This is a genomic window from Mycolicibacter hiberniae, assembly GCF_010729485.1.
In the GTDB taxonomy this organism is placed as follows: Bacteria; Actinomycetota; Actinomycetes; order Mycobacteriales; family Mycobacteriaceae; genus Mycobacterium; species Mycobacterium hiberniae.
This window is the reverse complement of record NZ_AP022609.1, coordinates 3,666,233-3,682,390: the sequence shown is the minus strand read 5'-3', so window position 1 is coordinate 3,682,390 and position 16,158 is coordinate 3,666,233. Positions and strand designations below refer to the sequence as shown.

At 67.7% G+C, this 16,158-nt stretch carries 12 protein-coding genes; 4 read left to right on the top strand and 8 right to left on the bottom strand.

Translation table 11 applies throughout. The features are described from left to right. Positions 1-96: 96 nt before the first annotated feature. Positions 97-1,089 (bottom strand): diacylglycerol acyltransferase/mycolyltransferase Ag85C, encoded by a 993-nt coding sequence (gene ag85C / locus G6N14_RS17390; RefSeq protein ID WP_085133860.1) that lies wholly within the window; start codon positions 1,087-1,089, stop codon positions 97-99. A 201-nt stretch (positions 1,090-1,290) separates the two neighbouring features. On the opposite strand from ag85C, the gene G6N14_RS17385 reads away from it, so the two are divergent. Both G6N14_RS17385 and G6N14_RS17380 read left to right on the top strand, forming a co-directional pair. Further along, positions 1,291-2,505: a CoA transferase gene (locus G6N14_RS17385; RefSeq protein ID WP_085133861.1), complete on the top strand. Its 1,215-nt coding sequence runs from the start codon at positions 1,291-1,293 to the stop codon at positions 2,503-2,505. Positions 2,506-2,521: 16 nt separating this feature from the next. Further along, positions 2,522-2,977 (top strand): MaoC family dehydratase, encoded by a 456-nt coding sequence (locus G6N14_RS17380; protein WP_085133862.1) that lies wholly within the window; start codon positions 2,522-2,524, stop codon positions 2,975-2,977. On the opposite strand, the gene G6N14_RS17375 is transcribed toward G6N14_RS17380, so the two are convergent. Beyond that, entirely contained in the window at positions 2,965-4,005 is a 1,041-nt protein-coding gene (locus tag G6N14_RS17375) for a MinD/ParA family ATP-binding protein (protein WP_179960849.1), read from the bottom strand. The two genes, G6N14_RS17380 and G6N14_RS17375, sit on opposite strands and share 13 nt — an antisense overlap. 118 nt (positions 4,006-4,123) lie before the next feature. After that, positions 4,124-5,548 (bottom strand): type I glutamate--ammonia ligase, encoded by a 1,425-nt coding sequence (gene glnA, locus G6N14_RS17370; protein WP_163787212.1) that lies wholly within the window; start codon positions 5,546-5,548, stop codon positions 4,124-4,126. A 263-nt stretch (positions 5,549-5,811) separates the two neighbouring features. Between glnA and gltB the strand changes: the two genes are divergently transcribed. Both gltB and G6N14_RS17360 read left to right on the top strand, forming a co-directional pair. After that, complete coding sequence (gene gltB, locus G6N14_RS17365) at positions 5,812-10,416, top strand: glutamate synthase large subunit (protein WP_085135941.1); 4,605 nt, start codon at positions 5,812-5,814, stop codon at positions 10,414-10,416. Further along, entirely contained in the window at positions 10,409-11,860 is a 1,452-nt protein-coding gene (locus G6N14_RS17360) for a glutamate synthase subunit beta (protein ID WP_085135942.1), read from the top strand. Before gltB ends, G6N14_RS17360 begins: the two co-directional genes overlap by 8 nt. A gap of 15 nt (positions 11,861-11,875) precedes the next feature. On the opposite strand, the gene G6N14_RS17355 is transcribed toward G6N14_RS17360, so the two are convergent. Genes G6N14_RS17355 through G6N14_RS17335 form a run of 5 tightly spaced genes read right to left on the bottom strand, consistent with a single transcriptional unit; the run spans position 11,876 to position 16,155 of the window. Further along, positions 11,876-12,697, bottom strand: a complete 822-nt coding sequence (locus G6N14_RS17355) for an ABC transporter permease (protein ID WP_085135943.1) — start codon at positions 12,695-12,697, stop codon at positions 11,876-11,878. Further along, positions 12,694-13,863, bottom strand: coding sequence for an ABC transporter substrate-binding protein (locus G6N14_RS17350; RefSeq protein WP_109559822.1), 1,170 nt, complete (start codon positions 13,861-13,863; stop codon positions 12,694-12,696). The genes G6N14_RS17355 and G6N14_RS17350 overlap by 4 nt, the downstream gene beginning before the upstream one ends. Beyond that, positions 13,860-14,603, bottom strand: coding sequence for an ABC transporter ATP-binding protein (locus tag G6N14_RS17345; protein ID WP_085135945.1), 744 nt, complete (start codon positions 14,601-14,603; stop codon positions 13,860-13,862). Before G6N14_RS17345 ends, G6N14_RS17350 begins: the two co-directional genes overlap by 4 nt. Beyond that, entirely contained in the window at positions 14,579-15,625 is a 1,047-nt protein-coding gene (locus G6N14_RS17340) for an acyl-CoA dehydrogenase family protein (protein ID WP_179960848.1), read from the bottom strand. The genes G6N14_RS17345 and G6N14_RS17340 overlap by 25 nt, the downstream gene beginning before the upstream one ends. Continuing rightward, positions 15,622-16,155 (bottom strand): DUF4242 domain-containing protein, encoded by a 534-nt coding sequence (locus tag G6N14_RS17335; protein ID WP_085135946.1) that lies wholly within the window; start codon positions 16,153-16,155, stop codon positions 15,622-15,624. Before G6N14_RS17335 ends, G6N14_RS17340 begins: the two co-directional genes overlap by 4 nt. Positions 16,156-16,158: the final 3 nt, after the last annotated feature.

Sequence of the window (16,158 nt, the reverse complement as noted above, 5' to 3'; positions counted from 1 at the left end):
GGTGTCGTGGACACTGCTGCCGTTGGTCTGTACTGACCCCACATACACGTCGGCAGCAGTGCTGGTTCGCACTGCTGCCGACGGGATGGGGATCGATCAGGTGGGGTCGATGCCGACCCCGAGGGTGCGCTGGATGTCCGGCTTCATCGCGAGCAGCTGCTCGTTCCAGTACGGCCAGTCGTGCGTGCCGTTGGCCGGGAAGTTGAACACGCCGTTGTTGCCGCCGGCCGCCGCGTAGTTCTGCTGGAACTGCTGGTTGGTGCGCAGCGTCAGGCTCTCCAGGAACTTGGCGGGCAGGTTGTTGCCGCCGAGGTCGCTCGGTGTGCCGTTGCCGCAGTACACCCAGATGCGGGTGCGGTTGGCCACCAGCCGCGGGATCTGCACCATGGCGTCGTTACGCCGCCAGGCGGGGTCGGACGACGGGCCCCACATGCTGTTGGCGTTGAAACCGCCGGCATCGTTCATCGCCAACCCGATCAGCGTCGGCCACCAGCCCTCCGACGGGTTCAGGAATCCCGAAAGCGCTGCCGCATAAGGGAACTGCTGCGGGTAGTAGGACGCCAGGATCAGCGCTGAACCGCCCGCCATCGACAGCCCCACCACGGCGTTGCCATACGGCGACACGCTCTTGTTGGCCTCCAGCCAGGTGGGCATCTCCCGGGTCAGGAAGGTCTCCCACTTGTAGGTGTAGTTCTGACCGTTGCCCTGCGACGGCTGGTACCAGTCCGAGTAGAAGCTGGACTGCCCGCCGACCGGCATGATCACCGACAGACCGGACTGGTAGAACTCCTCGAACGCCGGGGTGTTGATGTCCCAGCCGTTGAAGTCGTCCTGGGCGCGCAGCCCGTCGAGCAGGTACACCGCGTGCGTGCCGCCCGGCTGGAACTGCACTTTGATGTCGCGGCCCATCGCCGCGGAGGGAATCTGCAGGTATTCCACCGGCAGGCCGGGACGGGAGAACGCCGACGCATTGCCCGAACCACCGACCACCCCGACGAGGCCGCTCAGCAGCGCGGCCCCCACCGCCGCGACCATCAGCCGGCGCGGTAGCCGGCTCGCCGCGTGACGCAACTTTCCAACGCTCTTCATAGCTGTTTTCCCATCCCAATGTCGTGCTGTCTAGCCCTTGTGCACGGAGTCAAACACGAGCCGGCACCGTGTCCCGTTCGCCGCCACGGGTTTTCATATCGCGGTTCGGCAACGATTGAGATTCGGAGCGGACTCGCGCCGGCCGGGTGCGATGTTTGGGTAGGCATATAGTCGACGTAATCATCGACGGAGAGGCAGGTCATGCAGGCCGGTGCTGGGAACGCCGCGGGCCCATTGGCCGGGGTGCGGGTGATCGAGATCGGCAGCTTCGTCGCCGTGCCGCTCGCCGGAATGACGTTGGCGCAGCTGGGTTGCGACGTGGTGCGCATCGATCCGATCGGCGGTGCGGCCGACTACCGGCGCTGGCCGGTCACCGACGACGGCAACTCGATCTATTGGACCGGCCTGAACAAGGGAAAGCGCTCGGTGGTTGCCGATCTGCGCGCGCCGGCGGGTCAGCGTGTGGTGCAGCGCCTGATCGCCGACGGCGGTGTTCTGCTGACGAATATGGCTGGCCGGCAATGGCTCTCCTACGAAACGCTGGCGGCGGAGCGCCCCGACCTGATCCACCTCGAGGTGCTCGGACGCGCTGACGGTTCGACAGCGGTCGACTACACGATCAACGCGGGGGTCGGCTTTCCGTTGGTCACCGGGCCCAGCGACTACGCCGCGCCGATCAACCACGTGCTGCCGGCCTGGGATATCGCCTGCGGTCTGCACGCCGCGCTGGCGGTGTCGGCTGCGGTGCATCGCCGCGACCACACCGGCGAGGGCTGCCGCATCCGGCTGGCGCTCGAGGACGTCGCGCTGGGCACCGCCAGCGCCCTGGGCTTCCTCACCGAGGCCATGGTGAACGGCGCGCGCCGCGAGCGCATCGGCAACGCCGTCTACGGCCAGTACGGCCAGAGTTTCGCCAGCGCCGATGGCGTGTCGTTCATGGTGGTGACGCTGACCGACCGGCACTTCCGCGATCTGGCCGAGTTGACCGGATCGACTGAAGTCATTGCCGCCCTGGCGCAGGCGCGGGGCATCGATTTCGGTGACGAAGGCCAGCGTTATCGCCACCGCGATCTGCTGACCGGGCTGTTCAGCGGCTGGTTCGCCGAGCGCCCCGCGGCGCAGGTGCAAGCCGCGCTGGCGCAGACGTCGCTGTTGTGGGACCGCTACCGCAGCTTTGCCGAGGTGGCGGCCGACGAGCGCCTGCGCGACAACCCGATGTTCACCGCGCTGGATCAGCCATCGGTGGGGCAGTACCTGGCGGCCGGGCTGCCGGCGTCCATCGACGGCGCCCACCCGCCCGCCGTCGCGGCACCCACGCTGGGCGCCGACACCGCCGCGATGCTTGCCGACCGGCTGGGAATGAGCGGCGAAGAGATCAACGAACTGCGCCAAAGTGGCGCGGTGGCTACGGAATAACGAGGAAGCAGGGTAGATGCGTACATTCGGATCGATCGACGAGCTTGCCGCTTGCCAGGGCGAGGTGATCGGCCACAGCGATTGGGTGACCATCACCCAGGAGGCCGTCAACCTGTTCGCCGACGCGACCGGTGACCATCAGTGGATTCACGTCGACCCCGAGCGGGCGGCCACCGGGCCCTTCGGAACCACCATCGCCCACGGGTACATGACGCTGGCCATGCTGCCGCAGTTGATGCACCAGATCAGCCGCGTCGAAGGGGTCAAGCTGGCGATCAACTACGGGCTGAACAAGGTGCGCTTCCCGGCCCCGGTCCCGGTGGGCTCCCGGATCCAGGCGCAGACCTCGGTGGTCGAGGTGACCGAAGTCGGCGGCGGAGCGCACCAGGTGACGTACTCGACGACGGTGTCCATCGAAGGCGGCGCCAAGCCGGCCTGCGTCGCCGAGAGTGTCGTGCGCTACATGTTCTGAGGGCGGCCCGGCTTCGCGTCCCGGCCTCGCGGGCGGGACGCGAAGTAGTGGGCCAGGATCGCCGCGATCTGCAGGAATCGGCGGCGGGTGGCCGGCGCCATCTCGGTCATCACGTCGATCACGCCGCCGGGCCGCAGGTGCGGGTCGAACGGTACCTCCACCACCGCCTGCCCGTGCTGTAAGAACTGCGCGACCAGTGCCGCGCGGGTGCGCTTGTCGGCGTGGCCGTCGGAGTCGTTGAGCACCACCACAGTGCGCTGCAGCAACCCGCCCTGGCCACGGTCGGCCAGCCACTCCATGGTCTTGGCGGCCGCGCCGGCGCCGTCAGCCCACGGCGAGGACACCACGATCAGTGCGTCGAGATCACGCAGCGCCTCCTGGGTCACCGGTGAATCCATGGTCGAGCCGCAGTCGACGATCGAGATGGTGAAGTGCCGGTCCAGGCGCAGCGCGGCCTCGCGGTACAACGCCGCGTCCAAGATCCGGCGCCGTCCCGCGGCCGGCTCACCCACCAGGACGTAAAGCCCCGCCGCGTTGGCGCCCACCCGGCTGCTGATGTCGGCAAAGGACTGCAAGCCCTGATCGGCCGCCACGTCCCAGTAGGAACTGGTGGCGCGGGGATCGATGCGGCTGCCGAGCCGACCGAATGCGGTGTCGGCGTCGACGGCCAGCACGTGATCCGCCCGGCGCAGTGCCGCGAATATGGACCCGACGCTGGCGGCCACGGTCGTCTTGCCCACGCCGCCCTTGCCCAGCACGCCGACCTTGTAGACGCCGTTGGGCATCGACCGGATGGCCATCTGGTAGGCCGCTTCTTCACGCTCGTCCGGCGAGGGGCCCAGGTTGATCAGCCCCAGCGTCGCCGACAACACCACACGCCGCCAGCCGCGGGTGGGCTGCGGCCGCGGCACCGGCCCCGGCTGGGGGAACGGCGGCGGCCGCAGCGGCTGCTGCTGAGCCGGCCCGAACGGCGGCGGTTGCTGTGGCGGCGGCACCCGCTTTCGCAGGAAGTCGTCGGCTGCGTTCATGGGCTCCTCGAGGCATACGACAAGCGGCACGGCCGGGTGGCCCGACAACACTGCAGCTTAGTCGCGCAGGTCCCCGCCTCAGGCGAGCCCAGTCCGAAGCAGCCGGCGGCCGCCCCAATCAGCAGTCGTAGTACAGCGCGAACTCGTAGGGGTGCGGGCGCAGGTTCACCGGGGCGATCTCGTTGTCGCGCTTGTAGTTGATCCAGGTCTCGATCACGTCCGGGGTGAACACGCCGCCCTCGGTGAGGTATTCGTGGTCGGCTTCCAGATTGTCGATCACCTCGGAAAGCGATGTCGGAGCCTGGGCGATGTTGGCGGCCTCGTCGGCGGGCAGTTCGTAGAGGTCTTTGTCGACCGGGGCTGCCGGTTCGATCTTGTTCTTGATGCCGTCGATGCCGGCCATCAGCATGGCGGCGAACGCCAGGTAGGGGTTGCCCGAGGAGTCCGGGCAGCGGAACTCCAGGCGCTTGGCCTTGGGGTTGGTGCCGGTGATCGGGATGCGCACGCAGGCCGAGCGGTTGCGCTGGCTGTAGACCAGGTTGATCGGGGCCTCGTAGCCGGGAACCAGGCGCTTGTAGGAGTTGATGGTGGGGTTGGTGAACGCCAGCAGCGACGGGGCGTGGTGCAAGATCCCGCCGATGTAGTGGCGTGCGGTGTCCGACAGTCCGCCATAGCCGATCTCGTCGTAGAACAGCGGCTCGCCGTCCTGCCAGACCGACTGGTGCACGTGCATGCCCGACCCGTTGTCGCCGAACAGGGGCTTGGGCATGAAGGTGACGGTCTTGCCGTGGGCCCAGGCGGTGTTCTTGATGATGTACTTGAACAGCATCAGGTCGTCGGCGGCGTGCAGCAGGGTGTTGAACTTGTAGTTGATCTCGGTCTGCCCGCCGGTGCCGACCTCGTGGTGGCCGCGTTCGACGGTGAAGCCGGCGTTGGTGAGGTTGGTCGACATGGCGTCGCGCAGGTCGACGTACTGGTCGGTGGGGGCGACGGGGAAGTAGCCGCCCTTGGGGCGGACCTTGTAGCCGAGGTTGGGGCTGCCGTCGGCTTCGGTGGTGCGGCCGGTGTTCCACCAGCCGGCGCCCGAGTCCACCTTGTAGAACGAGCCGTTGATCTGGGAGTCGAAGCGCACCGAGTCGAAGATGTAGAACTCGGCTTCGGCGCCGAAGTAGGCGGTGTCGGCGATGCCGGTGCTGGTGAGGTAGTTCTCGGCTTTGCGGGCGATGTTGCGCGGGTCACGCGAGTAGGGCTCGCGGGTGAACGGGTCGTGGACGAAGAAGTTCAGGTTCAGTGTCTTGGCGGCCCGGAAGGGGTCGATGCGGGCGGTCTCCGGGTCGGGCAGCAGCAGCATGTCCGATTCGTGGATGGACTGGAATCCGCGGATCGACGACCCGTCGAAGGCCAGCCCGTCCTCGAAGACGCTCTCATCAAGCGCCGACGCCGGGATCGAAAAGTGCTGCATGACCCCGGGCAGGTCGCAGAATCGAATGTCAACGTACTCAACCGACTCGTCGGCGACGAGCTTGAAAATATCTGCGGCCATGTGGGTCTCCTTCGGGTGCAGGCAGCCAAACCATAAGCAGCACACATTTCCTGGACATCATCCAGTCATTGCGACGGCGTTACGCAACCTTCACGACAGCATCACTGTCCAGCGAACTAGCACGTTTGCTGGGTAGGGGTATATCGTTGCGTTGCCTGTCGAGATTTTTCAGGCAGAACGCCGTTCAACGTCGCACGGATCAATCCCCTTGACCGCTTGTCCCTACGGGTGAGCGGGTAAGGCCGTGCGAAGGGTCAGGTGAAATGGCACCCAGTCGGGTGGGGCTCTACAACCCCGCGTTCGAACATGACGCGTGTGGGGTTGCCATGGTGGTGGACATCCATGGCCGGCGCAGTCGCGACATCGTGGACAAGTCGATCACGGCGCTGCTCAACCTGGAGCATCGAGGTGCTGCCGGAGCCGAACCGAACAGTGGTGACGGGGCCGGGATCCTCATCCAGATTCCCGACCGGTTCTTTCGTGCAGTAACCGACTTCGAACTGCCGCCCGAGGGCAGCTACGCAACCGGGATCGCCTTCTTGCCGCAGTCGGCCAAGGAGTCCGCGGCAGCCTGTGTCGGCCTGGAGAAGATCGTCGAGGCCGAGGGCCTACAGGTGCTCGGCTGGCGCGAGGTTCCGATCGACGACTCGTCGCTGGGCGCCCTGGCCCGTGACGCGATGCCAGGTTTCCGCCAGCTGTTCATCGGCGGAGCGTCCGGGATGACTCTGGAGCGCCGCGCCTATGTGGTGCGCAAGCGCGCCGAACACGAGCTGGGCAGCAAGGGTCCCGGGCAGGACGGTCCGGGACGGGAATCCGTTTACTTCCCAAGCCTTTCCGGTCGCACGATCGTCTACAAGGGCATGTTGACCACGCCGCAGCTCAAGGCGTTCTATCTCGATCTGGCCGATGAGCGCATGGAAAGCGCCTTGGGCCTCGTGCATTCGCGGTTCTCCACCAACACCTTCCCGTCGTGGCCGCTGGCGCATCCGTTCCGCCGTATCGCGCACAACGGCGAGATCAACACCGTGACCGGCAACGAGAACTGGATGCGGGCCCGGGAGGCGCTGATCCGCACCGATGTCTTCGGCGCCGACGGCAGCCACCGCAGTGCCGACAAACTGTTCCCGATCTGCACGCCGGGGGCGTCCGACACAGCCCGCTTCGACGAGGTACTCGAGCTGCTGCACCTGGGCGGCCGCAGCCTGCCGCACGCGGTGCTGATGATGATCCCGGAGGCCTGGGAACGGCACGAAAGCATGGACGGCCCGACCCGGGCGTTCTACGAGTACCACGACTCGCTGATGGAGCCGTGGGACGGCCCCGCCTCGATGACCTTCACCGATGGAACCGTGGTGGGGGCGGTGTTGGACCGCAACGGCCTGCGGCCGTCCCGGATCTGGGTCACCGATGACGGGCTGGTCGTGATGGCCTCCGAGGCCGGGGTGCTCGACCTGGACCCCGCCACCGTCGTCGAGCGCCGGCGGCTGCAACCCGGCCGGATGTTCTTGGTGGACACGGCCGCCGGGCGGATCATCTCCGACCAGGAGATCAAGTCGACGCTGGCCGCCGAGCGGCCTTACCAGCAGTGGATCGATGAGTGCCTGATCGGGATCGACGAGCTTCCCGCCGGTGACGCGCCCCGGATGGAGCATCACCGGGTTCTGCTGCGCCAGCAGATGTTCGGTTACACCAACGAAGAGCTCAACCTGGTGCTCGCCCCGATGGCACGCACCGGAGCGGAGCCGATCGGATCGATGGGCACCGACACCCCGGTGGCCGCGCTGTCGGCTCGTCCGCGCCTGCTGTTCGACTACTTCCAGCAGCTGTTCGCCCAGGTGACCAACCCGCCGTTGGATGCCATCCGCGAAGAGGTGATCACCAGCCTGCAAGGTGCGCTCGGGCCGGAGGGCGACCTGCTCAACACCGGCGAACCCACGTGGCGTCAGGTGGTGCTGTCCCAGCCGATCTTGAGCAACGCCGACCTGGCGAAGCTGTTGAAGCTGCAGCCGGACCAGGGAATCGGCTCTCGGGGGCCGCACGGCCTGTCCACCGCGGTCATCAGGTGCCTGTACCCGCCCGCCGCCGGCGGGGCCGGCCTGCGCACGGCGCTGCGGCAGGTGTGCGAGCGTGCGTCGGCGGCCATCGCCGAAGGCGCCAGCTTCCTGGTGATCTCCGACCGGGAGTCCGACGAGACCCTGGCTCCCATCCCGTCGCTGTTGGCCACCGCCGCGATACACCACCATCTGGTCGCCGAGCGCACCCGTACCAAGGTGGGCCTGGTCGTGGAGGCCGGTGACGCCCGCGAGGTGCATCACATGGCGGCCCTGATCGGGTTCGGCGCTGCCGCCATCAACCCGTACCTGGCGTTCGAGTCCGTCGAGGACATGCTCGACCGGGGCCTCATCGAGGGTCTGGACCGGGAAAAGGCACTGGCCAACTACGCCAAGGCGGCGGCCAAGGGCGTGCTGAAGGTGATGTCCAAGATGGGCATCTCGACGCGGGCCTCCTACACCGGCGCCCAGTTGTTCCAGCCGATCGGTATCTCCCAGGACGTGCTCGACGAGTACTTCACCGGGTTGTACTGCCCGATCGGCGGCATCACGCTCGACGACATCGCCGCCGATGTCGCGGTCCGGCACGAGTTGGCCTACCTCGACCGTCCGGAAGAACGGGCGCACCGGGAGCTGCCGGTCGGCGGCGAATACCAATGGCGCCGCGAGGGTGAATACCACCTGTTCAACCCGGAGACGGTGTTCAAACTGCAGCACTCCACCCGCACCGGGCAGTACGAGGTGTTCAAGGAATACACCAAGCTGGTCGACGACCAGAGCGAGCGGTTGGCGACCCTGCGCGGCCTGCTGCGCTTCAAAGCCGGCCAGCGTCCGCCTGTTCCGATCGACGAGGTCGAGCCGGCCACCGAGATCGTCAAACGGTTCGCCACGGGCGCGATGAGCTACGGATCGATCTCAGCCGAGGCGCACGAGACACTGGCGATCGCAATGAACCGCATCGGCGGGCGGTCCAACTGTGGCGAGGGCGGCGAGCACTCCGACCGCTTCCTGCCCGACGCAGACGGTTCCTGGCGGCGCAGCGCGATCAAGCAGGTCGCCTCGGGCCGATTCGGCGTGACCAGCGACTACCTGGTCAACTGCACCGATCTTCAGATCAAGATCGCGCAGGGGGCCAAACCCGGTGAGGGCGGCCAGCTTCCGGGCAACAAGGTGTATCCGTGGGTTGCCGAGGTTCGGCATGCCACGCCTGGTGTCGGACTGATCTCGCCACCCCCGCACCACGACATCTACTCCATCGAAGATCTCAAGCAGCTGATCCACGACCTGAAGAACGCCAACCCCGAGGCGCGTATTCACGTGAAGCTGGTCGCCGAGAACGGTGTCGGCACGGTGGCGGCCGGGGTCTCCAAAGCCCACGCAGACGTGGTCCTGATCTCCGGGCACGACGGAGGTACCGGTGCGGCACCGCTCACCTCGCTCAAGCATGCCGGTGCGCCGTGGGAACTCGGGCTGGCAGAAACCCAGCAGACATTGCTGCTCAACGGCCTTCGGGACCGCATCGTGGTCCAGGTGGACGGCCAGCTCAAGACCGGCCGCGACGTGGTGATCGCCGCGCTGCTGGGTGCCGAGGAATTCGGTTTCGCCACCGCGCCTTTGGTGGTGTCGGGCTGCATCATGATGCGGGTCTGCCACCTGGACACCTGCCCCGTCGGGGTGGCAACCCAGAACCCGGAGCTGCGCCGGCGGTTCACCGGCCAGCCCGAGTTCGTCGAGAACTTCTTCTGGTTCATCGCCGAAGAGGTTCGCGAGTATCTGGCCGCGCTGGGATTCCGCAGCATCAACGAGGCCGTCGGCCAGGTGGAGGCGCTGGACACCACTTTGGCTCGGGCGCACTGGAAGGCCCACAAGCTGGACCTCGCACCGGTTCTGTACCAGCCGGACTCGGCGTTCATGAACCAGGACCTGTACTGCACTTCGGCTCAAGACCATGGACTGGACAAGGCCTTGGACCAGCAGCTGATCGTCATGAGCCGCGAGGCTCTCGATTCCGGCACCCGGGTCGAGTTCACCAGCGATATCTCCAACGTCAATCGGACGGTCGGCACCATGCTCGGCTACGAGGTGACGAAGGCCTACGGCGCCCAAGGTCTGCCTTCGGACACCATCAACATCACCTTCACCGGTTCGGCCGGCAACAGCTTCGGCGCGTTCCTTCCGTCCGGTATCACCCTGCGGGTCTTCGGTGACGCCAACGACTATGTCGGCAAGGGTCTGTCCGGCGGCCGGATCGTGGTCCGGCCCCCGCTGGACTCGCCCGAGGGCTACGCCGCGGAGGACAACATCATCGGCGGCAACGTGATTCTGTTCGGTGCCACTTCCGGTGAACTGTTCCTGCGGGGGGTGGTCGGCGAGCGGTTCGCGGTCCGCAACTCCGGTGCGGTGGCGGTGGTCGAGGGCGTCGGCGACCATGGCTGTGAGTACATGACCGGAGGCAAGGTTGTGGTGCTGGGCAAAACCGGCCGCAACTTCGCCGCCGGGATGTCCGGGGGAGTGGCCTATGTCTACGACCCGGACCGCGAACTGGGTGGCCGCCTGAACACCGAGATGGTGGACCTCGACACGTTCGACGATTTCGACGCCGAAGATGTGGAGTGGCTGCGTTCGGTGCTGAACGCGCATGCCACGGCTACCGACTCGGTCCCGGCACAGACGATCCTGGCCGACTGGGCCAACCGTCGACGGGACTTCGTCAAAGTGATGCCGCGCGACTACCGGCGGGTGCTCGCCGCGGTCGCCGAGGCGAAAGCCAGCGGCACAGATCCAGAGGAGGCGATTATGGCGGCGGCTCATGGCTGACCCGAGAGGATTTCTGAACAACACCCAGCGCATCCTGCCGTTGCGCCGGCCTGTTTCCGAGCGGTTGCAGGACTGGAACGAGGTGTATCAGGACTTCGCCGAAGACACGGTGCGTCAGCAGGCCGGACGCTGCATGGATTGTGGTATTCCGTTCTGCCACAATGGATGCCCCCTGGGAAACCTGATCCCGGAGTGGAACGACCTGGTGCGCACGGGTCGGTGGCGGGAGGCCTTCGACAGGCTGCACGCCACCAACAACTTCCCGGATTTCACGGGTCGCCTGTGTCCCGCGCCGTGTGAGCCGGCTTGTGTGCTGGGCATCAACCAGCCGCCGGTGACCATCAAGCAGGTCGAGTACGAGATCATCGAACGCGGCTTCCGGGAAGGCTGGGTGGAGCCGATCCGGCCATCGGTCCGTACCGGAAAGTCGGTTGCGGTGGTGGGCTCCGGGCCGGCGGGTCTGGCCGCGGCCCAGCAACTCACGCGCGGTGGCCACGATGTGACGGTTTTCGAGCGCGACGACCGCATCGGAGGTCTGCTGCGTTACGGCATCCCGGAATTCAAGATGGAGAAGCGCATCCTGGACCGGCGTCTGGAGCAGATGGCCGGCGAGGGAACGACATTCAAGACAGGTGTGAATGTCGGTGTGGATCTGACGGTCGAGCAGCTGCGCGCCGATTTCGACGCAGTGGTGCTGGCCGGCGGCGCCACCGCCTGGCGGGACCTGCCCATCCCGGGCCGGGAGCTCGACGGCATCCATCAGGCGATGGAATACCTGCCTTGGGCCAACCGCGTTCAGGCCGGTGACCTGACCGAGCCGCCGATCACCGCCGAGGGCAAGAAGGTGATCATCATCGGCGGCGGCGACACCGGAGCCGACTGCCTGGGGACTGCGCACCGCCAGGGCGGGACCTGCGTGCACCAGTTCGAGATCATGCCTCGCCCGCCGGAGATCCGGGACCCCTCCACTCCGTGGCCGACCTACCCGCTGATCATGCGGACCACCTCGGCGCACGAGGAGGGCGGGGAGCGCGTGTTCTCGGTCAACACCGAGGCATTCCTCGGTCGCGACGGTCGCGTGACGGGTTTGCGGGCCCACGAGGTGCGGCGCCGAAACGGCGGGTTCGAGAAGGTGGAGGGCACCGACTTCGAACTCGAAGCCGACCTGGTGCTGCTCGCCATGGGCTTCGTCGGGCCGGAACGCTCCCCGCTGCTGGCCGATCTGGGAGTCGAGTTCACCGAACGCGGCAGCGTGGCGCGCAACGAGGAGTTCGCCACCGGGGTGCCCGGTGTGTACGTCGCCGGCGACATGGGCCGGGGCCAGTCGCTGATCGTCTGGGCCATCGCCGAAGGACGGGCTGCCGCAGCATCGGTGGACCGCTACCTGATGGGCCGGACGGCATTGCCGGCCCCCATCACGGCCACCGCGGCGCCGATTCGCTGAATCGGCGCCGCGGCGTCAGCCGGCGGTGGCGCGCCGCGGTGCGAGAAGCAGCCGGGCCGCCAGGTCGAGCAGGTAGCCCAGAACGCCGATGACGGCGATCACCGCGACCACGGACGCGTAGTCGAGCTGATCGCGGGCGTTGAGGATCTGGTACCCCAGGCCGGACCGCACGCCGAGCATCTCGGCCGGCACCAGCACCACCCAGGCGATGCCCAGGGCCAGGCGCAGACCGTTCTGTACCTGCACGCGGACCCCAGGCAACACCACTGCGGTCAGCTGCTCGAACCGGCTGGCGTGCAGCGACTGCGCGACGTGCAGGTATCCCGGGTCGATGGCGTGCACGCCGGCGACTGTTCCCAATAGCACCGGCCAGACCGCCGCCGCGGCGATCAGGAAGATCACCGGCTGGCTGCCGATGCCGAACACCGCCACGGTGATCGGCGTCCACGACAGGGGAGAGATCATCCGCAGGAACGCCACCAGGGGACCCGCCGCGCGCTCGGCGGTGCGGCTCAGTCCGATGAGCAGGCCCGCCGGGATACCGACCAGTGCCGCGATCAGCAGGCCGATCACCAGCCGGTAGAGGCTCACGGCGGTGTCGGGCACCAGCACACCCCGGCCGAGCAGGTCTCCCAGCGCCGCCAGCACGTGCTGGGGCGCGGTCTGGCGCAGCAGGGACTGCGGGGCGCACAGCGCGGATGTCGCCGCCCACCACAGCGTGATCGCGACGCCCACGCTGGCGACCGGCGGCCAGAACCTCTGCCACCACCGCGACCGTCCGCCGGCGTCGGAGGCCGGCTCCGGGCGGTCGCTGCGCGGCACTGCGATGCTCGTCATGAGGTGGCCACCTGTTCTTCTCGATGCAGTGATTCGGGCAGTCCGAACGCCGCCGGCCCGCCGCGTCGCGCCAGCGCGTCCCGGACGAACTGGTCGTCGACGAGGTCGTCGTGCACCTGGGCGGGATCCAGTCGATCCAGGAAACGCCGATCGCCGTCGATGATCGTCTCGCCCATGGCTTCCACCAGGCGGTGGGTGAAGCTGGGGAAGGGAAACGGGGTGTAGCCCAGCCGCTGCGGTTGCCAGTCGGGGTGGATCAGCGGATACGGCGGAGTGGGGTAGGTCAGGGCCAGCTGCACCGCCGGCACGGGTTGCGGCAGGTAGCGCCCGCCGCCCAGGGCCTTGGCCGCGCCGGCCCGGTCGGAGTTCAGCAGCAGCTGCGCGCCGACGACGGCATCGGTCACCTGCGCAATAGCGTTGGGCCGCTGGGCGATTACGTCCTCACGGGTGATCAGCGCGCAGCAGGCGTGATCACGCCAGACGTCGCCGAGAAAGGTGTGGATGCGGCCGATCTTCTTGATCGAGGCGACCGCGTTGAACGGATCTGCGACCACGTAGCCGCCGATCGAACGGTTGGCCAGTGCGGGCACCATGTCCGACGGGCTCATCACGATCAATTCGACGGTGCGTGCCGCCCGAGAAGCGCTGCGCCGCAAAACTGGACGGAGTCCGTGTGCGCGTAGCAGCTGCTGCACAACGATGTTGTGAATGGACCACCAGAACGGGATGGCCACCTGGGTGCCGGCCAGGTCGGTCAGGTCTTCGATGTCGGGCGCCACGGTCAGCGCCGAGCCGTTGGTGTGATTCCAGCCCAGTACCCGCACGCCGCCGCCTAGGGCGTAGCGCAATTGCACGGCCATCGGCATCAGCAGGTGGACCACGTCCACCCTGCCGGTGACGAACGCCTCGGCCAGTGCTGCCCAGCTGCGGAACAGCACCGGCTTGGCGGAACTGACCACCCCGGTCGGATACAACGCGGCGCTGTGCGCCAGCAGCAAGGGCGCCGCGTCGGTGATCGGCAGGTAACCGATGCGCAGCGGACCACCGGTGTCGGACGCGCGCGCGGCGGTGGCGCTGCGGGCCAGATCGCCGATCCCGAGGAGGCCGCCGGCCGCGGCGGCCGAGGCGGCGCCGAGCAGCAGACGACGGCGTGTCAACGCTGTCACGACGGCACTCCACCGGCGACGGTGCTGCGGTCGGCGTCGTAGCGCGCCAGAATCTCCTGGCGCACCATGCCCAGGCGGTCGGGGGTGCCGGTGCCGATCGTCCATTCGTCGCGCAGCTGTCCATCGGCGCCCAGCAGTACGATTCGCTCGGCCAGCCGCAGCGCCTCATCGACATCGTGGGTGACCAGTACCACGGTCACGCGCAGCTCGGCGGCCAGCTGGCCCAGCCAGCCCTGCAGGTCGGTGCGGGTGGTCGGGTCCAGTGCACTGAACGGCTCGTCGAGCAGCAGCAGCCGCGGATTGGTGGCAACCGCGCGCAGGATGGCCACCCGCTGCGCCTGCCCTCCCGAAAGCTGATCGGGATAGCGATCGGCCAGCTGGTCGACGCCGAAGCGCGCCATCAACTCCGCGGCGCGCGCCTGGTCGAACTCCGCCCGGTGCGCGGCGAAGCGCCGAGCGTAGGTGACGTTGTCGGCGACGCGCAGCCAGGGCATCAGGAGCGGTCGCTGGAATACGACACCCGTGCGTGGCCGGTTGCCGGCGGAATTCCAGGTGACGGTGCCGCCATCCAGCGTCTCGAGGCCGGCCAGTACCCGCAGTAGCGTCGACTTGCCGCTGCCACTGGCGCCCAGGACGGCGACGAACTCTCCCTCACCGACCGAGAAGTCGATATTGCGCAGTACTGCGACGGAACCGAATCGCTTGCTGCCCTGGGTTACTCGAACCGACTCAGTTCCCACCGCAGTTGTCCTTCCGATGGCGATTGGATGGGGAGAAAAGCCGCTTCCCGAAAGCGCCGGTTGGCTGCGCTGCGGGCTGCATAGCCGGCGCCACCGGCCAAGGTCGATTCCAGCCGGGTGGCGTTGACCGCGGTGGTCGCGGCGTCCAGGCGCAGCCGGATGATGTCGGCCAGGTCCGCGTCGGGCGATCTGCCGGCCAGCGTGTACAGCGTGGCGCGCAGCTGGTGGAGCTGCCGGCCGAGCTCGGTGCTTTCGAGGGAAAACAGTTGTGCCAGTTTGCCTCGGCTCTGGTGCGCCCCGTCGAGCGCGGCGTCGGCCACTCCGACGCAGAATGCGGTCTGCAACAACAGAAAAGCCGGCCGAATTGTGCTGACGAAGCCCGCCATGTTCCAGGTCAGGATCTGCTCGGGCCGCACGGCAACGTCGTCGAGGTGCAGGGATGTGGAGGCCGTGGCACCCAGGGCCATCAAGGTGGGTGCCGGGTTGACCGTGATACCGGGAGTATCCGCATCGACGACCGCGACGAGGGTGGCTCCATCGGGCCGACGTGCCGGCAACACGATCAGGGAATCGTCGAAGACGTTGGAGGCCCAGTGAATCGGTCCGGAGATTCGCAGGTCGTCGTCGGCACCGTCGGCGATCAGCGGCACGGGGCCCAGTCCGGCGACCTGTTTGAGTCCGGCGGCCATCGCCGTCACTCCCGCTCGGTCGCCGTTGCTCAACTGGACCAGGCGGCCCTCGCGCGCCGGAGCCGGCGCGTGGGCCAAGTAGGTGACCGCCATGGTGTGCGCCCATAACGAGAATCCGACTGCCAGACTTGCCGCCGCGGTGCGTTCGATGGTCGAAACCAACTCGGGCAGGCCGTCGTCGCGCAGCGCCGCGGCGAACAAGCCTGCCGAGCCGAACCGGGCCAAGTCGGCGCGGACGTCGAATTCTCCGGCATCGAGTCCCTCGGCACGGTCTGCCACGGTCGCGGTGAGATCGGCCAGCGCGGCGGGCACATGACGCACCGGTGTGCTCACCGTGGTCCGCCTTCGAGGCGGTAGAGCCGGTCGATGGGGGTGGTCACGGCCTCGCGGGCGCGGCGGACGGCGGCCTCGTCGGGGGCGTCGTAGAAGCACAGGCACTTGTCCATGTCTTCGCGCACGTAGGTACGCAGGAAGGTCACCTCCGGGACATCGGCGTACTTCGGTGCCTTCGCCTTCTTGCGGGCAAGGTAGGTGTCCATGTCCAGATCGGCGGGCAGGTCCCATTCGACGAGGTAACCGGCGGCGGGGCGGATGGCCTTGAGCTGCGCGAGGTCGGCGCCGACCAGCCGTACCGGGTGGGGGCCACTGACCTCGGCCGCCGACAACGTCGCCGCGTCGACCGATGGGGCCTGGCAGGTGCCGAATTCGGTGATGGCGAAGATCCGTCCGGCCGCACCGGTCACCTGGGCCTCGATCAGCTCACCGCCGTCCCGCTGGACGAGGGTGTCGAGTTCCTTGATCGCGCGGTCGGCATCGGCGCGGTCGTGGCGCAGCGGGGCGATCTCGTAGAGGTACAGAGTCATGGG